This window comes from Anaerolineales bacterium (genome assembly GCA_015075625.1).
Classification (GTDB): Bacteria; Chloroflexota; Anaerolineae; order Aggregatilineales; family UBA2796; genus UBA2796.
The window spans coordinates 210,058-234,321 of sequence record JABTTZ010000004.1; the positions used below are offsets into that span (position 1 = coordinate 210,058).

A 24,264-nucleotide genomic window follows, 5' to 3' on the forward strand; every position below is an offset into this window, starting at 1 on the left:
ACATCGAAGGCGTTCCCACCCGGAACGCCGCACATTATGAGGTAAGGACATGGCAAAGAAGGTCAAAGCAATCGTCACCTTGGCGATCAATGCGGGCAAGGCAAACCCTGCCCCCCCGATTGGTCCCGCCTTGGCGCAGCACGGCATTAACCTGATGGGTTTTTGCAAGGAATACAACGCCCGTACTGCGAATCGTATCGGGGAGATTGTCCCCGCTGAAATCACCATCTTCTCGGATGGCTCGTTCAAGTTCATCCTAAAAAGCCCCCCCACCACCTTCTTGATCAAGCGGGCGGCGGGGATTGAAAAAGGCTCTGGGGCGCCGAACAAGAACAAAGTAGGCAAGCTGAACCGCAAGCAAGTGCGCGAGATTGCCGAAGCAAAGATGCAAGACTTGAATGCGCTTGATATTGAAGCGGCAATGCGTCAAATTGAAGGCACTGCCCGCAATATGGGCGTTGAGGTGGTGGATTAAACATCATGGCAAAACACGGGAAGAAATACCTCGAAGCCGCCAAGAAGGTGGAAACTGGTAAGCACTACAGCTTGGATGAAGCGGTGAAACTGCTCAAAGAAATAACCTTCACCAAGTTTAACGAGACGGTAGAACTGCACGCCCGCCTCGGCATTGATCCGCGCCAATCTGACCAAAACATCCGCACGACGGTGCTGCTGCCCGCAGGCTTGGGCAAGACGGTGCGTGTCCTCGTCTTTGCTGAAGGGGAAGCCGCTCGCATTGCCGAAGGTGCTGGTGCAGATTTCGTCGCGGGTGATGAGATGATCGCCAAAATCCGCAGCGATGAATGGACGGAATTCGATGTCTCTATCGCCGTCCCTGATATGATGCGCAAGGTGTCGCCTTTAGGGAAGATTTTGGGGCGTAAGGGCTTAATGCCAAACCCCAAAGCGGGAACGGTTGTCCCCCCCGAAGACCTCCCCCGTGCGATCAACGAAGCGCGGGCGGGGCGTGTGGAGTTCCGTAATGACAAGACAGGTAATCTGCACATTCCTGTGGGCAAAATTGCCTTCACGGAGGAGCAAATCTTAGAAAACCTGAACGCCGTCATTGAGGCGATTAAGCGGGCGAAACCAGCCTCGGCAAAGGGGATATTCGTCAAGCGGCTTGTCCTCACTTCTACCATGACGCCCCCCATCCGCTTGGATGCGGGCATTATCCTCAGCTAAGAGACATAGGCGTTACGCGGTTTCCCTCATTTCCCTAACCCCCTTCTCCCCTTGTGGGAGAAAGGGGAATCACGTTTTTGAGGGGGATTTCCCCTCGCCCTCCCCTTTTGCCAAAACACAGGGAAACAAACCCAACAGCATAACATCTATGCGGTTTCCCCTCGAACCATCATTATGGCATCCACCGCCGGACCCATGTTCACCCGATGAGTAACGACATAACCAAACCGTTTATAGAGTGGGACATTGGTCGGATTCGTTGTTTCCAGCCATATATCCATTGGCGAGGCAAGGTGGTGAATTGCTTCCAGCAATACACGCCCATACCCTTTGCCTTGTTGCGACGGGTTCACTGCCAAAAACTCCAAACGAAAATGGGGCTTGGTAGGCTGATAGTTTGACAGCCGTTGTAAGTGATGTATCGTGCGCCACACACTGCGCCATCCCGCCCCGCGCCAGGTAGTGCCTAGCCAACGAGTCACACTCATTGCCCTTAAGGTCGTGTTCGGGACGGTCAAAGCCACCCCCGCCACATACTGTCCCTCACATGTCAGCGCAAAAAGCGGCTGCTGGTTGGCGATTTGTAAGCCTAACGATGCCCGAAACCAATGGCGCAATCGTTGCGGGTAACCGTCGCGCTCCGCCTGACAGAGATACCCCATACCGGGATCATCGGTAAAGGCAGCGACGAATACATCCGTTAGCGCATTGAGCGCCGTTACATCCTTTACCAATAGTGGTACAACAGACACCGTAGCGCGGTTCATGCCCGACGCCCCGCCACAAAAGGCGCCTCTTTTGGCAGATGGCTCACCAACAGTTTCAAATAGAAAAAGGGGATGAACCATTCTAAGCCCGGCGTCGGTGGAAAAACATACATCCCCAAAAGAAATCCACCGCAGAATAAGATCAAACTCATGGGGCGTTGGAGATAGAGCGGTACGGTGAGGATGATTACCGCTGCCACAATGAGATAGCCGTATACGGTGACAAAAAATGCCCAATCCATCGCCCGAAAGAGCGTTGTTATCGCCAGCACATGAAGACCGTGTGCCGCCACAAAAGGCAGATGAGCGCGTAAGGTGTCCTGACCGGGACGATGATACCAGCGTTTGGCGGTAGCCGTAGCATTGGTGATGATGCCTCCAATCAGATCAAGCCCCAACACGATCACGACGGCTACCTGTAACCCTGTCCACTGGAGGGCATCACGGTGTTGATAGACCAACATGCCAAGCAATCCGGCTAAGACAAGCCCGCCGATCAGTTGCACATATTCCTCACCGGGCGTCGCCCCCGGTCCGACAAATTTATCCCACACACCCAAAATGCCCGTGCGTGGTTCGGGTGGTGTCCAATCAATGTTACTCATGGTTCCGATCCCTTCAGGTGCTAAAAATATGTTGAATGGCTTGAGGTAAGAGGATGTCCAGATGGATGCTGTCGGGGGCAGTAAACCAGAGCAGCGTTAGCCCTTCCAGCACCGCAATCAGCAATGTTGCTGTTTGGTCGGTATCCATAACTGGATACTCGCAGCGGGTGATGCCCTGTTCAAGAAGAGTCGCCAAGATACGGCGATAGGCAGCAAAGTAATCCTTTAAAAATGCCCGAACAGCCGGTTGACGGGAGGCAACGGCGTAAAATTCGTAGGCGATGTTTAACGTACTGGTATCCTGTTGCAGGTAAGCGATCATCTGTTGGGTCATAATCAAGAGCCGTTCTTTGGTGGAGTGTTCAAGGTCAACCAACGCCTGTAATTGGATCAGGAGATCGTTAAAGGTGGACTCCAACAGACCAGCGATTAGGTCATCTTTATTTTTGTAATAAAGATAGAGTGTGCCTTTGCTCAAACCGCATCGTTGGGCTACATCGTCCATCCGTGCTTCGGCAAGTCCCTGCGTGGCAAAAATGGTACGGGCAGCCAGCAAAATTTGCTGTTGGCGTGTTTCACGAATCGTGGGGTTTTTAGGACGTGGCATGGCTACCATATTATATGACTGACTGGTTGGTCATATAATAGATCGCTTTTCGCTAGTGTCAACTGTCTTTTTACGTTTGATGTGACATTAGGGTCTGTCTGCACACGAGGACGCCTTCCCCCGTGCTTTAGCGCCGGGAATGGTTTGCCAAGACACCATGGTCCTTTACAAAGGCGTGATGCCTCATTCCACATCAGAGGTTAGACCTTACAGCATTTTTCAAGGAGATTGACCCCTTCGTGGTTGACAGCCCCGCTTATCACCATATACTTGCCGATGGGCTAGGCGGTGGTGATCTAAAGGGTAAACAAACGACGCCCGCCCTTCTTGTAAGAAGGCTGGTTGCAGCCCAACCAGTGAGGGTACTGCAATGCTCAATTCTTTTCACCTCCACCCTTTAACCATTTGACCGTCTAGCGGGTGAGTGGTACGATTTCCCTCTAACATTCAGAGGGATTTTCCCAAAGAAGGTTGCAAACAGAGACTTGTGATTTTGTGGAGTACACTATGAAGCGTTTTATGATTCTCGCTTTGGTTGCCGTTCTTGCCTTCGGTGTCGTAGGCGTGGCGACAACCCCCGTCAAAGGGCAAGGATTGAAAATTGGTTTGGTCACCGATGTTGGGCAGGTGGATGATCGCAGTTTTAACCAGAGCGCCTATGAGGGTGTGGTGAAAGCTGCCGAAGCCATTGATGGCGAATTCGACTACATCGAAACAAAAGACCCCAACGATTACGCCGCGAATATCGCCGCCTTTGCCGATCAGGACTATGACATCATTGTCACCGTCGGCTTTGCCCTCGGTGAGGCAACCGCCGCCGCCGCCGCGAAATATCCCGATATTCACTTCATCGGCGTCGATCAATTCCAAGGGGCAGAAATTGCCAACGTTACGGGCTTGATCTTCCCCGAAGCGAAGGCTGGTTTCTTGGCGGGTGTTTTGGCGGCACGGCTCTCCAAGAGTGGTACGATTGCCGCTGTCTTGGGGACCGATCAAGTGCCTCCCGTCGTTGCCTTCAAGGAAGGCTACGAGGCGGGCGCCAAGTTTGCCAACCCGGGCATCAAGCTGATCTCCACCTACCACCCCGGTGGCTTGGACAAGGCGTTCACCGACCCAGAGTGGGGCGCAACGACGGCGAAGCAAGCGCTTGACAACGGCGCCGATGTCGTCTTTGGTGCGGGTGGCAAGACCGGTAACGGCGCTCTTGAAGAAGTGGCGAAAGAAGCCACCGCTGGCAAGGAAGTCTACTGCATCGGCGTGGACACCGACCAATGGGAAACCGTTCCGGCGGCACACTCTTGCCTCGTCTCCAGCGCCATGAAACTGATCACTGATGGCGTGGTGGATATTGTTGCCCTCATTGCCGAAGGCGAAGCGCCCTCTGGGAACTTCATTGGCAAGGTCGGCTTGGCAGATTTCCACGACTTCACCGAGAAACTGCCGAAGGAACTCATCGATGAGTTGGCAGCCCTGAAGACGGCGCTTGATGAGGACATGATCGATCCCCTCACCGGAATGCCGATGATGGAAGCCACCCCAGAGGCGACGAAAGCCCCCTAGAGTCGGTCTATCGGTGAGTCGCTAAGTCCTCTCAGGACAAAGCGCATGGTATGGGCGGGTCGGCAGTACGTCGATCCGCCCTTCGTTTTGGATAACCGTTTGGATCAGGTTGGATCATGCCCATGCCCGCTCCCACCTATGATGACACCCGCCAAGCGTGGCGGTCTATCTGGACAGCAACGGATTTTGAGCGCGAATTGGCGACGCTTGATTACCCCCGCGCCCGCGAACTACGCTCCCTCTACGCACCCTACCTCCCCCACGATACGCCCATTCTAGAGGCGGGCTGCGGGATGGGGCAGATCGTCTACCACTTGCAGCGCGAGGGCTACGCCGCGATTGGTCTTGATTACGCCCCCGAAGCGCTCGAATTTGCCCACCACACGCATCCCAACCTGATGCTCCATGTTGGGGATGTCCACCATCTGCCTTACCCATCGGGGAGTATGGGGGCGTATCTCTCCTTTGGCGTCGTAGAGCATTTTGAGGCGGGTCCGGCGGCGGCGCTGGCGGAGGCATTTCGCGTCCTACGTCCGGGAGGTGTCCTCGTGGTGACCACCCCGCACCCCAACCTTGCCGAATCGTTGAAAACCCTGTTGGATAGCCTGATTCCCTCACGGCGGCGGCGTCCGGGGAGGGCAGATTATTACGAGACGACCTATCGTCACGACCAGTTGGCGGGGTTTGTTCGGGCGGCGGGGTTCAGCCTTCTGCGCGTGACCCCCTATTCGCATAGTTACACCTTCTACGGAATCGCTCCCATCTTTCGCGGCAAGGGCTATTACGAAACCTCTCGCCTCGCAGAGATCGCCGCCCGAATCAGCAAACGGCTGCTACCTTGGGGCTTGGCGTTTGAGTGCCTTGTTGTCGCCCATAAGCCGTGAGAGTCCGTTGTGTATGCCGACGATTGCGTTGTGGTGGGGGTGATCCGACGGGCGCATGATCTGCGTGCGGCGCAAGCGGAGCGCTGGTATCGCGTCCCGCTGTGGCACGCCGCGCCCACCGTTGTTGATGCCGTTTACCTCGCCTTTTACCTAAGCGGCAGAGATGCTCAGAGGCAATCGCCCGCTGGCGGGGTCTATTGGTTCGCCCGCGTGCGCGGCTATGAACTTCACCGCCGCTGCGACCTGCTCCCACAGGAAAAGGCGCACCCCCGCGCCAACGACCTTTACTTGCGGTTCGCTCTTGATCCGCTCCAAGCGAAAGCCCCGCCCATCTTCAACCCCACCCGACGGACGATCACCTTTATCCGCACGACGTGGGATCGCTTTCGCGCCGCTACCGTCATTGCCGACCTCTACAGCGAGGATGAGGCATTCGTGCGGCGTGATTAAAGTGTGTTATGCTAGGTAGGTAGCAGCGATACTCTGGGAGAATTTCTGATGCGTTTTCGATGGACTCGGTGGGTTATTCTGACCCTCATTGCGTGTATGGCGTTTCCGGGCGCGGGCAACCCCGCTCCGGCAGCGGCACAGGGAAGCGGCACAGCGCTGGTGCGTATTGTCAACGTGTCTCCTGATTCAGGGCAAATGAACGTCTTTTTTGACGACGGGACGAAGAATGCCCTGATCGTGCGCTTCCTCGCCCCGGGCGAAACCTTCAACTACTTTGAACTCCCTATTGGCTCGTACACCTTTAACTTCTATGGCAAAGGCTCACCGGATCCAAATGCCTCTGCCAAAGCGGAACTTGCCCCCGGCGGGCGCTATACGGTAGTTGCTTATGGGAAATTTGCCGATTTACAAACAGTCACCCTTACGGATGATCGTTCAGCTGTGGCACGCGGGTTGGCAAAAGTCCGTATTTTCCATGCTGTTGTTGGGGCACCCAATGTTGACCTGAATGGCGCTGATGGCAAAGCGCTTCTGAGCGATGTTCCCTTTGGCGCAGCCAGCGATTACACACTGCTGCCCAACGGACTGAACACACTTGCTGTGACCCCTACTGGGGGAGCGGATGCTGTTGCCGAACTGAAGAACCTGAACCTTGACCGCCAGTACCGCTACGATCTGTTCCTCTATGGGCAGGCGGGGGGGGCGGTGTCTATTGCAGTGGCGAAGGCACAAACACTCCGCGCCAGCGGGACGAACCAAATCCGCTTTGCCAACTACCTACCGGGCAACGGCGAACTCGATCTCGTCTTGAATGGCGATGATGCTTTCTATGGCTTGCGCTATGGCGAGGCGACAAACTACGCGCTGGTGGTGGCGCCGGGTGATTACACGGCAACCGTCTACCGGACGGGCAACCGTGCCACGCCGCTGACAACTGGAAAAATCACCGTAGACCCCGAACAGAGCGTCCTTCTGACGGTGCGTGAAGGGACTTCTGGGGCAGAGATTGCCCCGATCAACGAGAAATATGAGCCGGTGCGCGTTAGTCAGGGGCGATTGCAGGTTGTCAACGCCGCCAGTGATGCTCCGCTTGTCGATGTCTTCATCACAGGCAATGAGGGGAAACTGTTCAGCGTCGATGCTGGCGAGAGTAGAAGTGTCGATGTCGGGGCGGGGGTTGTCAGTGTGGTGGTGAAAACTCCAACGGGAGATACCATCGGGCGTTTGGATGTCCGGCTGCGCGAAGGGGTGACAACCTCTGTCGTATTCTTTGGCAGCCCTAGCAAATACCTTCTCACCTTCTACACCTACACCGTTCAACCAATTGTCCCCATGCGCTTTGTCCATGCCTCTGGTGTAGGCGCGGTAGATGTCTACCTTGATGGTGGGCAGGTGATCGGCGGGTGGGTGCGTGGGGCAACAACGGATTATGTCAACCTCAGCCCCGGCATTCATGAGATTGCTGCCTACCCCGAAGGGTCTGATCCGGCGGCGACTCCGCCTCTCTTTAAAAAGACGTTCGACCTCGGCGCGTATGCGCTGACGGCTGTAGTCATGGATTTTCAGGGTAAGACAACGATTTTTGCCTATCCCGATAACCTGTTGGCAATTCGTCCGGGCTATGCTCGCGCCCGTTTGATTCAAGCAGCGCCGGAGATCGGTTCAGTGAAGTGGAACAACCAAACCGGCGGGGCGCGGATCGTTGCCAACCCGATCAACTTTGGCGAATCAAGCAGTGCAGTTGATCTAGCGGCAGGTCCGTATGGCTTCACCTTCACGGGCGTCAACGATCCGAACATCTTCCGGCGGCATCAGGCAGACCTACCAGAAGGGGCATTCGTCACCTTCGTCATCTTCGGGGCGAACGAAGGCGACGTGTTGACGATTGTCTATCAGGTGAACGCCAAGCCGTAACCTCCTTCCCCCCCCAACATTTCTGCGTTGGGGGGAATTTCCTTCCTTGCCCCATACCTTGCGGTACAATGGGTGTGGCAATGTCCTGTTTGGAACACACCTGTGACGACTCCCAATTACACTGAGACGCTTCGCCAAGCCGTGACGCAAGTCCTCGGTGCGCCGCCTGACGACGCCCCGCTGGATGCGCAAATGCTTGATGTCCAAACCGCTGACGGCATTCGCCGCGAACATCTAAAATATCAAGTTGCTCCGGGTGATTGGGGCTGCGCTTACCTGCTTCGTCCAGAAGGCGGGAACGCCGCCCTTCCCACCGTCTACCTTCACCATCAGCATAATTACACTTACAACCTCGGCAAAACCGAAATTTTAAACATGGGTGGGGTGAATTTGGGTGAGGAACTCGTCCGGCAGGGTTATGCCGTTTTCGCCCCCGACGCCCTCGGTTTTGGCGAACGCCGTTCCCCCCACAGCACCGGGGCGGACTATGATCGCGAATACAACACAAACCACCTCACCGTGCGCCTTTTGCGGGGGGAAACCCTTCTGCGGAAGGTCATTTGGGATGTCAGCCGAGGGGTAGATTACCTCCTGACCCGCGCCGATGTCGATCCACGCCGGATAGCTTTTATGGGTAGCGGCTATGGGGCGCGGATGGCGCTCTGGGCAATGGCGCTCGATACGCGGATTCGGGCAGGGGTTGCCTATGGGGGAATCGGCTCGATGAAGGAAAATGTGCGGCGGGGGGTATGGTTTACCCCTGAATTCATCGTCCCCCGCCTGATGCAGGTAGCAGATATACACCACATCCTCAGCTTGGTTGCCCCGCGTCCGTTTCTGATCTCTGTGGCAGCCGATGATCCAGTCACCGCTGACGCCGAAGATGTCTACCGGCGTGCCTTGCCCTCTTACGAGCGAGGCGGGGCGGCGCATCGGCTTGCCCTTTACCAGTACGAGGGGGCGTTTTCCTTGAATCGGGTGATGCGCTTCAACGCTTATGCGTGGCTAAATTCGTGGCTGAAGGGGTATTGATTCCCCCTTCTCCGTATAGAAGAGAAGGTTGAGGGGGTGCGGTGGAAAGGAGTCCACGCGCTAGGACTAATCACCCCGTTAGGGTTAGAAACCAAAGACAGGTACCGCATTTGCCTTTCAAGCCCCGCAGGGGTGGTTCATTTTAGCCCGCTGCTTTAGCGGCGGGCGACATGCGGACGCCCTAGAGGGTGTCCCTACAGGTGAAGAACCCCTAATCCATCCTCCATAAGTCTTCATAAAAAATTCACAGACCCCTACTTGTATTTCGTCATTTTTGGGATTACAGTGACTGAATGCCCCATCCATCGAAAGGATTTCGCCATGCGACCCATTGGGCGTTTTTTGCTTGTTCTTATACTCCTTACTGTCCTTTTCAGCGTGCCAGCAACTCCGGCACGGGCAGCGACCTTCACCGTCACCAACACCTATGACTCCGGACCCGGCACTCTGCGACAAGCAATCATTGATGCCAACGCTAATGGGGGCGCAGATGTGATCAATTTTGGCATCATCACAGGGACATGCCACAGTTCACTGGTGTGTATGATCACCCTACTCACCCCTCTGCCTGCAATCACTGGACAGACGACGCTGAACGGCACAACCCAATCGGGGACATCGTGTTCCGCCGCACCAAAGATTCAGATCATGGCGGGAAACGCAACTGTGGCGGACGCGGCGGCGCTCAGTTTCACCAGCACTGCCAATAACAGTACGGTTGCAGGTCTATCCATCTCCGGCTTCAATGGCACAAACGGGATCGGTCTCAACCTCGACGGTGCGGATAACATGGTCGTCACCTGCAGCCTGATCGGTGTGCGGGCAACTGACCTGAATCCTGCCGGGAACACGGTGGGTGTGCGCCTGACAAACACTGCCGTAAACAATCGCATTGGCACAAATGCGGACGGGACGAATGATGCCGCCGAACGGAACACGATTTCGGGCAATGTCACGGGCATCCTCCTGACGGGTAGCGGCACGGCGAACAATATTATCGCCGGGAATTACCTCGGCTTGAGCAGCAGCGGGGCGCAGTACGTGGGCAACATGGACGCTATCGTCATCGATAACGCCAGCGCTACAAACACCATTGGCGGCATCACGAACAACGTCGAGGGGAATACCATTGCCGGGAACACCGGGCGGGGCATTACCCTAACATCGACGGCGGGCATCAACAATCTGATCAGCGTCAACAGTATCTTTGGCAATGGCGGGTTGGGGATCGATCTCAATGCCGATGGCGTTGATACGAATGACACGCTTGACCCCGACACTGGTCCTAATGGACGTCAGAACTACCCCTTGCTGCTCACTGGCTACCAGATGGGGAGACAGATCATAGCCACCCTGAACACAACTGCCTCTACAGGCGGGCTTTCCGTTGATGTGTATGCGAATGCCTCCTGCGATGGCTTGGGATACGGCGAAGGGCAGTTCTTCATGGGGCGGGCGACGAGCATTAGCACCGATGGTAGTGGGAATGTCACCATCATGATAGATGCTTTGACAGTCCCAGCGGGAATGCCCTTCATCACTATGGTCGCCCGCACGTCGGGAGGCTCATCCAGCGAATTCTCCCCCTGTTACAACTTCACCCCTCAAAGCTATGTGGTGACCACCACCGCCGACTCTGGTGTAGGGAGCTTGCGTCAAGCGATCACCGACGCCAACGTTCAGCCCGGGATCGACACGATCACCTTCAATATTCCTCCCGCCGACCCGAACTGTGTGGCGGGTGTTTGCACAATCACGCCGGTCACTGTTTTGCCAGAGGTGGCGAAGCCCCTCATCCTAAATGCCACGACCCAACCCGGTGCGGTCTGTCCGGGGAGCAGTTCCAACGGCGATCTGCGGATCGTTTTGCAGGGGACGGGGGCAGCCTCTGTCGCTTATGGTTTACAGTTTAACGACAATGCTGACTACAGCGAAGTACGCGGTTTCGTCATTGGCGGCTTTGCCAATGCGTCTAGTGTTGGTCTGAACTTATTCGGCGCAGATTATGTCAAAGTGCAATGCAACTTCCTCGGCATTAACCAAGCGGGGGCGACGGCGAACGCCAACCGAGTCGGTGTACGAGTCGGGGTTAGCTCAATCGATTCGGATGGTGTATTCATCGGCGTTGATGGCAATGGCATCAACGACACGAACGAGCGCAACGTCATCTCGGGGAACATCCAACAAGGCATTCTGGATAGTTCCAACCCCTCCAGCGATAGTTTGGTTGTTGCCGGAAACTACATTGGGACGAATGCGGCGGGAACCGCCTCTGTGGGGAATGGGGGCAATGGAATCACCATCACGAATACGGCGTTCGTCACCATTGGCACCAACAGCGACGGGGTGAGCGACCTCCTTGAACGGAACGTGATCTCTGGGAACACCGGGATTGGGCTTCAATTTACCTCGTTCATCGTCACCAACCGCGTCATGGGCAACTACATTGGAACGAATGCGGCGGGGACAGCAGCCATCCCCAACATATCCAATGGCATCTTAATATCAGGGACGAACGGAACTCCGATATTAACTATCGGGACGAATGGCGACGGCATAAACGATCTCGTCGAAGGAAATGTGATCTCTGGCAATGGGGGGCACGGGTTTCAAATCACCAGCCTTGGTAGTGGGTCGTTTACCCTTGCCGGGAACATCATCGGGATGAACGCGACGGGGACGGCGGCACTTGGAAATACGATTGGGGTGAACCTCAACATCACCAACATGAGTGGCGTCATTGGCTCGGATGCGGCGACGCCTAACCCCCTTGAGGGCAACCTGATTGCGGGGAACACCCAAGACGGGATTGTCCATAATAACACCGCTACCAATGTGCGTGTATCGATGAACCGCATCTTCAACAACGGGACGCTGGTAAACCACCTTGGCTTTGACCTCGGCACCGATGGACCCACCGCCAATGATGCGGGCGATGGCGATGGCGGATCAAACAACCTCCAAAACTTCCCGGTGATCAGCAGCGCCGTCTTGACGGGATCGACGGTGACGGTGAGCGCCAGCCTGAACAGCACCGCCAGCACGACCTTCCGCATTGAACTGTTTGCCAACAGCAGTTGTGATACGAGCGGGTTTGGCGAGGGGAAAACCTACCTCGCCAGCCAAAACGTAACCACTGATGGCGCGGGGAATGTCAGTTTCAGTTTTACGCCGGAGGTCACACCCGGTCAGCCTATCTATACGATGACCGCCATAGATGGAAACAACACCTCGGAGTTTTCGGGGTGTGCTGGCTATGCCAACCCTGCACCGTTGGTGGTGACAACCACCGCCGACGCAGGTGCAGGTAGCCTCCGCCAAGCGATGATCAACGCCAACGCGAATGTGGGCGCGGATCGGATCACCTTCAACATCGCGGGCTGTCCGGGCGGGCTTTGCACGATTCTCCTCCTCTCGCCCCTCCCACCACTTACGGAGGCAGTCGATATTGACGGGATCACCCAAACGGGCGCTAGCTGCCCGAACACGCCCCGCATTGAGGTGCAGGCAAACAACCCCCCCACGAAAACCGGAACAGGCTTTGAATTCCAAGCCGGGGCGACGGGCAGCCGCCTGCGCGGGCTGATCATTCAAGGCTTTGATGGAGCAACCGGACGCGCTGTTCACCTGAACGGCGCTGGCTCCACCCATATCGCCTGTAACTTCATCGGCACAAATAGCACAGGGAACGCCGTCACCGTCGGTACAACGGATAACACCATTGGGATCGACCTGACGGGGAACGCCACCCGTAATGTGATCGGCGTGAACGGCGATCTGATGGAAGATATGTGGGAACGGAACGTCATTGGCGCTGTCTCTCCTGGCTTTACCTTTGGGATTCGCTTTAATGGTGTCCCCACGACGCTCCTCGCCAACGCCATTCGTGGCAACCACATCGGCATTGGAGCAAACGGGACGAGCGCCATCGGTGTTGAGACCGGCATATACATCCTCGGCGAGGGCAACCAAATCGGGACGAATGCCGACGGCATCAGCGATACCCTGGAACGCAATGTGATCAGCAACGGCGTGTTCGGCATCCAACTGGGCGATAGTGACACCCAAGACACCCTGATTCGCGGGAACTACATCGGGACAAACGCAGCAGGGATAACAGCGGCAGGAAACACCTCCGGGGTGTTTATTCCCGCCTCAGCTAACGTCACCGGAACGTTCATCGGGACGAACGGCGACGGGACAAACGACGCTATTGAGGGCAACCTCATCTCTGGCAATGGTACAGGGGTTTTCATTGGCAGCGGGACAAGCGTTGTGGTTGCCGGAAACCTCATTGGGACGGATGCTTCTGGGGCTTTGGCATTAGGGAATACGGCATATGGCGTGAACGTTTCTAACAGCGGCACCACCGCCCGCATTGGGACGAACGCCGATGGCACAAGCGATGCCTTAGAACGCAACATATTCGCCGCCAACACCACAGCCAGCCTTCTCTTTGACTCGGCGGATAACTCCGTTGTGCAAGGGAACACCTTTGGCGTGAACGCCACACAAACGAGCGTGATCGCCTCCACCCTTGCCATTCATCTGAGCGTTGGGGCGGATAACAATCGCATCGGGACAAACGGCGATAACACGCGGGATGCTGCCGAGGGCAACTTGATTGTCGCCGGAACAACGGCTGTTCTGCTAGACAATGGTGGCGTTGGGGCAGCACCTAGCGGGAACAGCATTTCCGGGAATACCATTGGCAAGGTTGGGACGTTGGGTGGCTTCAGCAATGCTGCGATGATCATCCGCAACGGGGCAAACGCCAACATCATCGGCGCGAACGGCGATGGTAGTCTGGGCGAGGCAAATGAGGGCAACACCATCAGCGGAAACAGCGATGATGCGATCCGCGTGCAAGACAGCGCCTCACTCGCCAACCGGATTTCTGGCAACAGCATATTCAACAATGGCACAACCGCAGCGCATTTGGGGATTGACTTGGTGGGTGTAGATGGGGTGAACGCCAACGATGGTGGCGACCCCGATCCAGGTCCGAACACCCTTCAGAACTTCCCCATCGTCATCAGCGCAGGCGATGCCGCCGTCTCTGGCACGCTGAACAGCACCCTTAGCACAGCAAACTTCCGGGTGGAAGTCTACGCCAACGAAACGTGCGACACGAGCGGCAACGGCGAGGGGCAGTACTACCTCGGCGGCGTAACGGGCGTGAACACCGACGGGGCAGGCAACGCCGCTTGGATGGTGAGTGGAATCACGAACCTGCCTAGTTCGGCACGGTTCATCACCGCGCTGGCGATCTCGGCAGCGGGGAACACTTCAGAGTTCTCGCCGTGTCGGGCACTTCCGGTGGTGATCGACTCAACAGATGCCTCTACGATATTCCTTGACGCGGCGCACGCCATTGCTGAAGGGGCAACCATTGGGGATCGCTTCATCTTGCGGCTGCCAACAGCACTCACAGGGGCAGAGACGGTCACGGTGACGATCACCTCGAACAACGCCGCCCGCCTCCTCTTTGTCGTGCAGACACACCCTGTCTTCACCACGGCGAGTTCGCGGAGTTACGTCTTCACCAGCGCAAACTGGAGTCTCCCCCGCGCCGTGAACCTCCACGCGCCGAACAACACAGGCGACCCAGCCGGAGCGGAGACAATCACCTTCAATGTGGATATCACCGCCAGTTCCTCGCCCAACTACACAGTGGGCGCGGCGTACACCGATCAGCCCGTTTTCGTCTACGATCCGGGTGTGATCGTCACACCGAGCGGAACGCCCACGCTGAGCATCCCTGTCTCTGGCATGGAGGGGACGTACTATCTCAATCTCTCCGCGCCGCCCGGCATGGTGCTGAACAATGTCGTGCCGAACTATCCAGAGTCGGTGACGATTGATGTTGGTAGCTACAATACGACGCTGCTCAACATTACCCCTGCCGCCCGCACTTTTACACGGGCGAACTGGATGACTCAGCAAGGCTATCTGGTCGTTCGCTTGCGTGCGACGACGGTCACGGTGAATCATCTTGTCTACTCGGACATCACCGGTCCCGCCACCTCGCGCTACGGCGGTCCGATTCCGGTGACGATCAGCACGGCGACGATTAACACCCCCGCCGATGTACGTCTGACGCACGCCGTTAGCACGCGGCGCGTGGCAGTGGGCGAGACCTTTACCTACACGCTCACACTGAACAATGGCGGACAGGGAAATGTCGTTGGCTTAAAGCTAACGAGCGACCTCCCCGAAGGCGTGGCGTTTGTCCGGGCGACGAGTGCCGTTGGCGGTGAGTGTGTCTATGAAGCGGATGCACACCGCGTCGTTTGCGACTATGGCGGGCGCTCCTTTGATCGGGGACGGATGGAGACGGTGCAGATCGACGTGATCGCCACCGCACCAGCAGGGATGACCCTGACGGCGCAGGCGAGCAGCACGGCAATCCCGCTTGATCCAGACCGGACAAACAATACGAATATTGCCGCGCCAGCCGTCACGGTGACGGGGGCGACGGGCGACATTTATGCGGCGAACCCGAACGGTTCGGGGCGCGTGCGGCTGACAAACGACCCGACGGATGACCTCCACCCAGCGTACAGCCCGGATGGATCGCAGATTGCCTATGTCGCCTTACGGCATGGTAATCCTGAAGTCTATGTCATGAATTCTGACGGCTCAAACCAACGGCGTGTTACAATGCACCCTGCCGCTGACCTCTACCCAACGTGGTCGCCGGATGGGGCGCGGATCGTCTTTGCCTCCACGCGAGGCGGCGGTGGGCTACGCCTTTATGTCATGAACGCTGATGGGACGAATGTCGTTCCTCTGGGCGGCGGGGCAGATGCCCAACAGCCCGTCTTCAGCCCGGATGGGACGAAGATCGCTTATGTGGCGGGCGTGAACGGCGTTTTGGATGTCTTTGTCATGAACGCCGACGGGACGGGGATCACGCAGCTGACCAGTGGCTATGGGGCACAGCGTCCCACGTGGTCACCGGATGGGGCGCGGATCGCCTTCAGCGGCGGCGCGTCGCCGGAACTCTATGTGATGACCGCCAATGGTGGGAATGTCACCCGTCTGACAAACGACGCCTACCGCGATGAGTCGCCCACATGGGCGGCGGATGGGACACTGGTGTTTGCCAGCGATCGGGATGGCAAGGCGGGCTTGTACCGGCTGACGTTCAAGGGCAATGGCACACGGATAACGAAGATCGGCGGGACGGGCGCGAACGATGTGATGCCCGCCGCCGGACGAACACACATCGCCTTTGCGCGGGTGACGGGACGCTAAGCACAACCCCTCACCCCTAGCCCCCTCGCTTGCATAGCAGGCGAGGGGAATCTGTCGCGCCTTTCCCTATACACAGGGAAAGGCGCTTGCCTTTGGTGGTCTTGTATTTCAAGCCCCGCAGGGGTCATTTGAATACACTATTATTGGGATACACTGCCAACAGAACCTACCCCCGCTCAGCCTTCCCACTTTTTGAAGATCAACACGGCGTTTTGCCCACCAAAGCCGAAAGAATTGCTCATCACATGGCGGAGCGCTGCCTTGCGGGGGACATTCGGCACATAGTCAAGGTCACAGTCTGGGTCAGGGTGTTCGTAATTGATCGTCGGGGGGATGATCCCATCGCGCATCGCCATAATTGAATAGACCGCCTCAAAAACGCCCGATGAACTCATCGCATGTCCGGTCATTGATTTTGTGCTGCTGATCGGGATTTTATAGGCATGTTCGCCAAAAACCATCTTGATCACTTTTGTCTCTTGCGAGTCGTTGATTGGGGTGCTTGTCCCGTGCGCATTGATGTAATCAATGTCGTGGATGGTCAAGCCCGCTTTTTTCAGGGCGCTGCGCATGGCGTAGGCAACGGCTGTCCCTTCTGGGTCGGGGGCGGTTACATGGGCGGCATCACAGGTGCAGCCATAGCCAACAAGCTCAGCGAAGATCGGTGCGCCGCGCCCTTGCGCATGGTCTAGCGATTCCAACATTAAGACGCCCGCGCCTTCAGAGGGGACAAAGCCATCTCGCGTGGCGTCAAAGGGGCGGCTTGCCTTTGTTGGGTCACCGTTGCTGTGGGTCAGCGCCCGCATCGCATTGAGTCCAACCATTGAAAAACGGGCAAAACTTGCCTCAGAGCCGCCCGCAAAGGCGACCTCGGCATCGCCGCGCTGGATGAGCGCCGCTGCCTCGCCAATGGCGATCCCACTCGTAGCGCAGGCGGCAGCAATGCTGTAATTCACGCCCCGAATCCCCATGTTCATGGCGATCTGCGCCGCGCCCATGTTCCCGATCACCGAGGGGAAGGTGAGCGGTTTCACCCGCCGCGCTCCCGTTGTGTAGAGCGTATCCAATCCTTCTTGGAGCGTCTCCGCGCCACCAAAACCTGCCCCCACAATGACCGCCGTCTCAAAGGTGTTTTGTGCGGTGATCGTGTAGTTTCCTTGTGCTGCCGCTTCTTGGGCGCAGACGATGGCGAACTGGGCAAAGCGATCCATCCGCCGCGCCTCTTTGTGACCGAGGAATTTCCCAGGATCAAAATCCTTCACTTCACCGCCGATATGCGTCTCAATCTCATCGGTATTCAGCCGCGTGATGGGGGCAATCCCAGAGATGCCCGCTTTGATGTTCTCCCAGTTTTCCGTCACGTTGTGACCGACGGGCGAGAGAAGTCCCATCCCAGTGATGACAATTCGTTTCATGAATAATTCCTGTGTCTTTCCGCGAATGCCTCACGATGAAAACACCGCCACCCAAAAAAAGATAGACTCTAGATCACTTCTGCCTTGTATGCCGTTTTAGGTGCGCTCCATTGTATCAAATGTCTGAGCGGTTGGCGGTTATGATGGCATGTGGATAGGGGAACGAAGGTTATGTATCCAAAATTGGTTAGCAGCCTCTGCTTGCTTATCGTTCTCACCGCCTGCGGGCGCAGCGCCGAACCGCCTGTTACACTGGCGATCCGCACCCCTGAGCCGATCCCAACAACCACCCTTGCCAACCCACCAACGCCGACATCGGCGGTCAGCCTCAGTTCAGCACGCCCGCTTGATCCGGCGATCCTCCCCATTTTAGAGAGGGTCAGCGCTGAACGGTTGATCGCCACTGTGACCGATTTAGCTGGCATGGGGACGCGCCATGTCCTTTCCACCCGCGATGATCCACTGACGGGGATCGGCGCGGCACGCGACTATCTGCTCGCCCAGTTCACCGCCTTGCAGGACGCCAACCCCAGTAAGCAGATTGCCGTTTGGACACAGCCCTTCACTTACACATGGCGGGTGTGGACGATTCAGGCGGAAAACGTTGTCGCCATTTTCCCCGGCTCAGCGCCGGATGCGGGGGTGTATATCGTGGGGGCGCATTATGACAGCGTATCGAACGACCCTTTCAACGGGAACATGCCCGCCCCCGGCGCCAACGATAACGCTTCCGGTGTCGCGGCGGTGCTGGAGATTGCCCGTATCCTCGCCCCGCGCTCTCACAGGGCGACGGTCATTTTTGTCGCCTTCAGCGGGGAGGAAACAGGGCGGCAGGGAAGTCTCGCCTTTGTGAACGAGTATCTCCGCGCCCAAAACCCCGCCATTCCAGTAGCGGGCATGGTGAATCTCGACATTGTAGGCAGCCCAGAGGGGGCGCGGGGCGTCCGCGATCCGCGCACAATGCGTCTTTTTTCGGCATCTCCCAATGATTCCGTTGGACGCGCCTTTGCCCGCCAAATGATGTGGGTTGCCAACACCTACATCACCGATATGAACGTGGTTTTGCAGACTACCGAAGATCGGGACGGACGGTGGGGCGACCAGATGTCCTTCACCGCCGTTGGCTACCCCTCGGCGCGGCTCATGCAAGGGGTGGAGAACACCGCCCGCCAACATTCTCCCTACGATACCGTCGAAGGAGTCGATGCGGCGTATCTGCGGCGGGCGACGCGGGTGGCGCTGGCGGCGATTCTGACCCTTGCCGAGGGGCTGCCCCCGCCCCTGTTTCAAGGGCTGCGGCGGGAGGGGGACACGATCAGCGCCAGTTGGACGCCCGTTTCCGGCGCGGGGGGCTATCTGATCCTCTTGCGCGGGCGCGACTCGCTCTTTTACGATACCGTTCTCACCGTGAACGGCGGCGATCTGGGGCGGATCACATGGGAGCATTTCGGCGCATTCGAGACGATTGCCATGATGAGTGTCGCCCCTTCGGGATGGGCGGGCGCAGCCTCGGCAGAGGTGGCAATTGGGCGCTGGTTGGGGCAGTAGCAGGGGTGGGCGACCAGATAGGGTCGCCCCTACAAGATTGCGGATCGTCGCGTTTTCCAGCCCAGAAGGGATGGGTCTACGCCGTGTATTCCCAATCGCCACTCTTGCCGCCCTTTTTGGAGAGCAGCCGTGTATGGGCGATCTCCAAGTCTTTTGTGTGCGGCTTTAGCATGTCGTAGAGCGTCAAGGCGGTGAGACTGGACGCTGTGAGTGCCTCCATCTCCACGCCGGTTGGGGCGTGCGTTTTGACAAGGGCGCGAATGTACACCCCCTCAGCGGTGAAGGTGTAGGTAATATCGACGCCAGTAATGGGCAGCGGGTGGCAGAGGGGAATCAGTTCCCATGTCTTTTTTGCCGCCATGATCCCCGCCGCCCGCGCCATTTCCAGCGCATCGCCTTTCTCCAAGCGGCGTTCTTGAAGAAGCGTTTGCACCTCTGGCGGAAGTTTTAGAAGGGTCTCAGCAAGCGCCTCGCGGCGAGTGGCTTGCTTATCGGTGACATCTTTCATGGTTGGTCGTTCTCCGGTGGAGTGAGGGGGACACCCTCAAGATAACGGCTATCTCCATCTGTGTAGTGTTCTTCTTTCCAAATGGGGGCGCGGCGTTTCACCTCGTCAATGGCATAGCGCGAGGCGGCGTATGCCTCGCGGCGATGTGCCGCCCGCGTTACGACGATCACACTAGGCTCGCCCAACGCCAAGACGCCGATCCGATGCTGAATGCGGCACACCCTTGCCCCGTGTTGGGTGCAGGCTTCTTGTTCGATCTGGGCAATCACCGTTTCGGCAAGGACGATGTGCGCCTCGTAATACATCCCTCGGACGGGCAGCCCATCATTTTCGTTACGCACCGTGCCAAGAAAGATGATCAATGCCCCCGACGCCAGATCGTCCGTCTCGGCAATCAGGGCAGTTGTGTCAAGGGGCTGATCGGTGATCCACCGTCCCATTTAACCCTCTTTCCCGCCTTCATTGGCAGCAGGGGAGGCAAATCCCCCAACCCATTTTTCAAAGACCTCGGTCAGGTCTTGCCCGCTGATTTCCTCAAAGACCTTCTTCACATCGGGCGAAAAGACAATCTGATACTTATAGCGGTGGAAATACGTCCAAAGCGCTTTGTAGACCGTCTCTTGCCCCAAAAGGCGTTCTAATTCGATATAGAACAAGGGACCCTTACGATAGACAATTGCCCCATACCCACCGCCAACATAGCGACGGACAGGAAGATCAAGCGGGAGGTCGAGAGAACCGCTCCCCACATAGCCCGTGTAGGCGCGTTGAAAGTTGTTAATGTAGTCTTGCGCCTGCGTCCCTTCAGGGTAAATCGTCCGCATATAAACGAATTCTGTGTAGGATGTGAGCGATTCATCCAACCAGGGGTGATTCACCTGATCGTTGCCGATCAAGCCATAGAACCACTGATGCCCGATTTCATGGGCAATGACGATTTCTAGGTAGGGATTGCCACGCATCCATGACCGTTCGGCAATCTGGACCAGACCGGGGAACTCTACCCCGCTTGGTGTTGGGTTTTGGACAATATCAAGTTCGCGGTAGGGATACTCGCCAAAGGTGGCATTGAACGTTTTCACCGAATTGAGCGCCCACTCTGCCGCTTCATCTGTCCCGTTCGTCTTTTCGGCAAGGAGGTCTTTGTAGTGAACGATGTTGATCGTTGTGCCATCGACGGTCACAGCCTTGATTCCATAACGGGGGCTTGCCTGAAACGCATGATCGCGCATCGGTCCGGTCACATCGCGGTAGGTGACGGTGTTCTCAGCGTTTTCCGTCGTCTCAACAATCGTCCCACTCATGGCGACGGCAACCTCTTTGGGAACGGTCAGCCGCACATCGTACAACCCCGACTCAGAATAGCCGGGATCGCCTTGTGGGGAGGGTAGATCGACCCACCAGCCCGTTTTTTGATCAAAGACCGAGAGCGTCGGGTACCATGCCGTTGCCGAGACAACTTGATTTTGGTAACCAAAACGCCCGTAGGAAGTCCCCAGCCCCCGCGACAAAATGACGCCAAAGGTCATGGTCATCTCAACGCTCTCATTAGGCTGGAGCGGCAGGGCAAGGGGAATACCCATCACCGAGTTTAATTCGGCAAAGGAGGGCTTCACGGGTATCCCGTTGACGGTGACGTTATCGACGGTCATACGCCCGCCAAGCGCGGGGGTGTTCGGGTAAAGACGGAACACAATCACATCGAGCGGGATACCCGTTCGGTTGGTAAAGTGGACGCGCTGTGCCGCCCGAATCACAGCGTCTGGCTCAAAGCGAAGTTCAGCGACAATCAGGTAGCGATTCGCCTTGATAAAGGAGTCCACATCGGCGGCGAAGGTGGGTTTCATCGCCATTTTATGGACGCTGACATCCGTCCAATCAATAGTGGGAAGAGGAGCGGTGGTGAAAGGTGGAAGGGGTGTTGCCGTGACAAGGGGGCTGGCAGTTTCCGTTGGTTGGAGTGTGGGCTGTGCGGCATAGGTAAGTCGTTGAGGCGCGAAACCCGCCCGTCCGAACAAGACGATAAACAACAAGGCACAAAAAACACTGGCTGCGACAAATCGTTTCACCAACGCCCTCCTCAACGCTCACGATGGTGAGATTATAGCGGGGGAACGCCTTATTTCGCAGCCCAAGTGTCTTGTTTTCGCTCAAGGCTCAGCAATTCTTCAACAAACGCCCTAATCAACGCGGCGGATCACCGCGAGAACTTTCCCCTGAATCTGAAGGTTCGATTTTTCCACGAAAATCGGGTCCATCATAGGGTTTGCTGGTTGCAGGCGAATCCGCAAGCCTTCCTCGAAGAAGTATTTCAGGGTTGTTTCTTCACGGGCGGGCAGCCACGCGGCGATCATGTCTCCATTGCGGGCAGTCTGCTGGTGTTTCAAGATCACCATATCGCCATCGTCAATCATCGCATCAATCATGGATTGCCCTTTGACAATGAGGGCATAAACCTGACTGGGATCGTTGTTTCCGATCAACGAAGCGGGAACGGGAATCAAATCATCATGATCGGCATTAGCAAAGACAGGCACGGGCAAGCCGGCAGCAATCTGCCCCAAATTGGGAATTTCCAGCATCTCCATGTCAAGACGAATCGGTTTTTCGCCTTCGATAGACGCTGTGAGGCGAATCCCCCGCGAAAACTTCTTGGAACGGATGATGTACCCCGCATCCACCAGTTTGTTCAGGTTGTAATTGACCACCGAGGTAGAGGAAATGCCCACCTCTTTCCCAATATCGCGGATGGTGGGAGGATAACCACGTTCTGACACCCATTCTTCAATGACCTTTAAGATCGCTTTTTGTTTCTCAGAGAGTGTTTCATGTTTCATGACTCAAACCTTCGTTAAACACACATTCGTTCATGTTGACGATTATAGGGCGAACGTATGGTCGAAGTCAAGGCATTCGTTCAAGTTGGGGTGTCCGTACCACTCCAAGCGGGTTAGGCAAGAGCCGAATACCCCCGCCAAAGCGAGCGATTTTGCCCTAGCCAGCAGCGGCGGCAAGATCGCGCTGCGCCGCTAGGGGGCGCGGTTCGGGAAGGCGCAGTACACCAACCAAGCCGATCACCGCCAGCCCCAACGCCACAGTAAAGACCACCGCATAAGGCGTTACACTGACGGGGGTGATTCCCCAGCCGAGCCATCTGAGATCGGGCAGGGCGGGGCGGGAAACAACCTGCAAGATTGCCCCACCAATGACCGGACCGAGATTCCCCACCGCCCCAAACGTATTTGAGAGTCCGAAATAAATTGGGCGGTCACTGGCAGGGGCATAGGTGATCACCCAATCGAAATAGCCAGCATAGATGATGCCATGAAACGCGCCAGTGGCGATGAAGGCAAGGTGAAGCAGCAGAATCCCCCCGCTGAGGGCGCTGAACAGCGCCAAGCCTGTTTCAATGATGGCGAAAGTCACTGCTACCAGTAAAACGGCACGGCTGCCCGAACGCCGGCTGACATATGCCATGAGTAGCGAGGCGGTGGCGTTCCCGATCTGGATCAAAATAATCGAATCGCCCACTAGCCGATCACGCGGGATAGCGAGAGTCCCAATGGCAAAGACAGCGTAAAAGGGGGCAGCCATGACCGCCATATCAATGAATAGGCGCATCGTGATAAACCGCCGGAAGGGGCGATCTTGGCGCAAGATGCGCCCTAGATAGGGGATATAGCGGCGCAGTGAGGGTCCCGTCTCAATGGGTGTGGGGCTGGCTTCTTCTTTCAAAAGGGCAAGGGCAACCCCGCCGATGAGAAACAAAATACCTGCTACCCCGAACAAAAGGACAAAGTTATGGGGAAACGGCAACCCACTTTTCCCCAATGCCCACCGTGCAAGGGCGCTCATCCCCAACGCGCCAAAGGCAACGGCAAACTGCCCCACGCCGAACATTGTCCCTCGGATGGCATGAGGGAGGGATGATCCGAGGAGATCGCCCCAGGCGATGGAGATCAGCGCATCGCCTAGAGCAAAGACGGCATAGGCGATCAAAAAGACGGTCAAAGCGCCCTCAGGGTTTGCCGCCCCAATCGTGCCAATGACAAGGGCAGCGACGATGATCGTCAGACGAAAAAAGACCACCGGATGAATAAATGGTTTGCGGCGCGAGGCACGGCTGACAATCTGCGCAAAGAGAAGCTGCGGCAAGAGCCACGAAATAAGGTAGAGCGACCCCGTAAAACCAATCAAGAGCTTGGAATCGCTGATCTCGCTGATAAAACTCGGCACAATTGTACTGTTTGTTCCAATCAGGCTGTACGCCATGCCAAACATAAGGTAATCGCACAGGAAACAAGCAATGTTCCGACGGAGGTGTTTGTATTGGCGCAGGGACAAGGTCATAGAAGTCACAGGGGCGTCTTTCTCTTTAGAGTCTCTTTAGCGTGGTGGGCAATAGGGAAGAAGTCTACGGGGGTTTGCCGAAAGGGTCAAGGTACGGCGCGATGCCCCCCACATAGGAAACGAAAACGGGGAGGCTAATCACGCCTCCCCGTCTTATCGTTCGTGATTGAGGAAGGGCG

General features: G+C 56.8%; 19 protein-coding genes. 10 read left to right on the forward strand and 9 right to left on the reverse strand.

Annotation, left to right across the window (positions count from 1 at the left end; genetic code table 11):
- The first annotated feature begins 49 nt into the window (after positions 1-49).
- Positions 50-475: a 50S ribosomal protein L11 gene (gene rplK / locus HS103_18610; protein MBE7514805.1), complete on the forward strand. Its 426-nt coding sequence runs from the start codon at positions 50-52 to the stop codon at positions 473-475.
- A 5-nt stretch (positions 476-480) separates the two neighbouring features.
- Positions 481-1,185 (forward strand): 50S ribosomal protein L1, encoded by a 705-nt coding sequence (locus tag HS103_18615; protein MBE7514806.1) that lies wholly within the window; start codon positions 481-483, stop codon positions 1,183-1,185.
- Between the two features lie 146 nt (positions 1,186-1,331).
- On the opposite strand, the gene HS103_18620 is transcribed toward HS103_18615, so the two are convergent.
- Genes HS103_18620 through HS103_18630 form a run of 3 tightly spaced genes read right to left on the reverse strand, consistent with a single transcriptional unit; the run spans position 1,332 to position 3,164 of the window.
- Positions 1,332-1,952 (reverse strand): GNAT family N-acetyltransferase, encoded by a 621-nt coding sequence (locus HS103_18620; protein MBE7514807.1) that lies wholly within the window; start codon positions 1,950-1,952, stop codon positions 1,332-1,334.
- Complete coding sequence (locus HS103_18625) at positions 1,949-2,557, reverse strand: hypothetical protein (protein ID MBE7514808.1); 609 nt, start codon at positions 2,555-2,557, stop codon at positions 1,949-1,951. The genes HS103_18620 and HS103_18625 overlap by 4 nt, the downstream gene beginning before the upstream one ends.
- Positions 2,558-2,570: 13 nt before the next feature.
- Positions 2,571-3,164, reverse strand: coding sequence for a TetR/AcrR family transcriptional regulator (locus tag HS103_18630; protein MBE7514809.1), 594 nt, complete (start codon positions 3,162-3,164; stop codon positions 2,571-2,573).
- A 239-nt stretch (positions 3,165-3,403) separates the two neighbouring features.
- On the opposite strand from HS103_18630, the gene HS103_18635 reads away from it, so the two are divergent.
- The 7 genes from HS103_18635 (at position 3,404) to HS103_18665 (ending at position 16,264) form a co-directional block, all read left to right on the forward strand.
- On the forward strand, positions 3,404-3,565 hold the full coding sequence (locus HS103_18635; protein ID MBE7514810.1) for a hypothetical protein: 162 nt from the start codon (positions 3,404-3,406) through the stop codon (positions 3,563-3,565).
- A gap of 106 nt (positions 3,566-3,671) precedes the next feature.
- The gene (locus HS103_18640) at positions 3,672-4,724 is read left to right on the forward strand and encodes a BMP family ABC transporter substrate-binding protein (protein ID MBE7514811.1); all 1,053 of its coding nucleotides are present in this window, start codon (positions 3,672-3,674) and stop codon (positions 4,722-4,724) included.
- A 116-nt stretch (positions 4,725-4,840) separates the two neighbouring features.
- Entirely contained in the window at positions 4,841-5,608 is a 768-nt protein-coding gene (locus HS103_18645; GenBank protein MBE7514812.1) for a methyltransferase domain-containing protein, read from the forward strand.
- 9 nt (positions 5,609-5,617) lie between these two features.
- Positions 5,618-6,058 (forward strand): hypothetical protein, encoded by a 441-nt coding sequence (locus HS103_18650; GenBank protein MBE7514813.1) that lies wholly within the window; start codon positions 5,618-5,620, stop codon positions 6,056-6,058.
- A 48-nt stretch (positions 6,059-6,106) separates the two neighbouring features.
- Positions 6,107-7,972, forward strand: coding sequence for a DUF4397 domain-containing protein (locus tag HS103_18655; protein ID MBE7514814.1), 1,866 nt, complete (start codon positions 6,107-6,109; stop codon positions 7,970-7,972).
- Positions 7,973-8,074: 102 nt separating this feature from the next.
- Positions 8,075-9,004, forward strand: a complete 930-nt coding sequence (locus HS103_18660; protein MBE7514815.1) for a dienelactone hydrolase family protein — start codon at positions 8,075-8,077, stop codon at positions 9,002-9,004.
- A gap of 321 nt (positions 9,005-9,325) precedes the next feature.
- On the forward strand, positions 9,326-16,264 hold the full coding sequence (locus HS103_18665) for a PD40 domain-containing protein (GenBank protein ID MBE7514816.1): 6,939 nt from the start codon (positions 9,326-9,328) through the stop codon (positions 16,262-16,264).
- A 176-nt stretch (positions 16,265-16,440) separates the two neighbouring features.
- Here HS103_18665 and fabF read toward each other — a convergent pair whose 3' ends face one another.
- The gene (gene fabF, locus HS103_18670; GenBank protein ID MBE7514817.1) at positions 16,441-17,679 is read right to left on the reverse strand and encodes a beta-ketoacyl-ACP synthase II; all 1,239 of its coding nucleotides are present in this window, start codon (positions 17,677-17,679) and stop codon (positions 16,441-16,443) included.
- Between the two features lie 171 nt (positions 17,680-17,850).
- Between fabF and HS103_18675 the strand changes: the two genes are divergently transcribed.
- Positions 17,851-19,227: a M20/M25/M40 family metallo-hydrolase gene (locus HS103_18675; GenBank protein MBE7514818.1), complete on the forward strand. Its 1,377-nt coding sequence runs from the start codon at positions 17,851-17,853 to the stop codon at positions 19,225-19,227.
- A gap of 76 nt (positions 19,228-19,303) precedes the next feature.
- On the opposite strand, the gene moaC is transcribed toward HS103_18675, so the two are convergent.
- The 5 genes from moaC to HS103_18700 form a co-directional block, all read right to left on the reverse strand.
- Positions 19,304-19,735, reverse strand: coding sequence for a cyclic pyranopterin monophosphate synthase MoaC (gene moaC / locus HS103_18680; protein MBE7514819.1), 432 nt, complete (start codon positions 19,733-19,735; stop codon positions 19,304-19,306).
- Positions 19,732-20,175 carry a molybdenum cofactor biosynthesis protein MoaE gene (locus tag HS103_18685; GenBank protein MBE7514820.1) on the reverse strand — a complete coding sequence of 148 codons (444 nt, stop codon included), beginning with the start codon at positions 20,173-20,175 and terminating at the stop codon, positions 19,732-19,734. Before HS103_18685 ends, moaC begins: the two co-directional genes overlap by 4 nt.
- Positions 20,176-21,804 carry a M1 family metallopeptidase gene (locus HS103_18690; GenBank protein ID MBE7514821.1) on the reverse strand — a complete coding sequence of 543 codons (1,629 nt, stop codon included), beginning with the start codon at positions 21,802-21,804 and terminating at the stop codon, positions 20,176-20,178.
- 111 nt (positions 21,805-21,915) lie between these two features.
- Complete coding sequence (gene lexA / locus HS103_18695; GenBank protein MBE7514822.1) at positions 21,916-22,572, reverse strand: transcriptional repressor LexA; 657 nt, start codon at positions 22,570-22,572, stop codon at positions 21,916-21,918.
- 157 nt (positions 22,573-22,729) lie between these two features.
- A complete protein-coding gene (locus tag HS103_18700; protein MBE7514823.1) occupies positions 22,730-24,094 on the reverse strand; it encodes a hypothetical protein in 1,365 nt (454 codons plus the stop codon).
- Positions 24,095-24,264 lie beyond the last annotated feature (170 nt).

Bases quoted from the DNA above. Each gene is read 5' to 3' on its own strand.
- HS103_18665 (MBE7514816.1), top strand. From the start codon at position 9,326: ATGCGACCCATTGGGCGTTTTTTGCTTGTTCTTATACTCCTTACTGTC.
- HS103_18675 (MBE7514818.1), top strand. From the start codon at position 17,851: ATGTATCCAAAATTGGTTAGCAGCCTCTGCTTGCTTATCGTTCTCACC.
- HS103_18655 (MBE7514814.1), top strand. From the start codon at position 6,107: ATGCGTTTTCGATGGACTCGGTGGGTTATTCTGACCCTCATTGCGTGT.
- moaC (MBE7514819.1), bottom strand. From the start codon at position 19,735: ATGAAAGATGTCACCGATAAGCAAGCCACTCGCCGCGAGGCGCTTGCT.
- HS103_18630 (MBE7514809.1), bottom strand. From the start codon at position 3,164: ATGCCACGTCCTAAAAACCCCACGATTCGTGAAACACGCCAACAGCAA.
- fabF (MBE7514817.1), bottom strand. From the start codon at position 17,679: ATGAAACGAATTGTCATCACTGGGATGGGACTTCTCTCGCCCGTCGGT.
- HS103_18620 (MBE7514807.1), bottom strand. From the start codon at position 1,952: ATGAACCGCGCTACGGTGTCTGTTGTACCACTATTGGTAAAGGATGTA.
- rplK (MBE7514805.1), top strand. From the start codon at position 50: ATGGCAAAGAAGGTCAAAGCAATCGTCACCTTGGCGATCAATGCGGGC.
- HS103_18625 (MBE7514808.1), bottom strand. From the start codon at position 2,557: ATGAGTAACATTGATTGGACACCACCCGAACCACGCACGGGCATTTTG.
- lexA (MBE7514822.1), bottom strand. From the start codon at position 22,572: ATGAAACATGAAACACTCTCTGAGAAACAAAAAGCGATCTTAAAGGTC.
- HS103_18685 (MBE7514820.1), bottom strand. From the start codon at position 20,175: ATGGGACGGTGGATCACCGATCAGCCCCTTGACACAACTGCCCTGATT.
- HS103_18615 (MBE7514806.1), top strand. From the start codon at position 481: ATGGCAAAACACGGGAAGAAATACCTCGAAGCCGCCAAGAAGGTGGAA.
- HS103_18640 (MBE7514811.1), top strand. From the start codon at position 3,672: ATGAAGCGTTTTATGATTCTCGCTTTGGTTGCCGTTCTTGCCTTCGGT.
- HS103_18645 (MBE7514812.1), top strand. From the start codon at position 4,841: ATGCCCATGCCCGCTCCCACCTATGATGACACCCGCCAAGCGTGGCGG.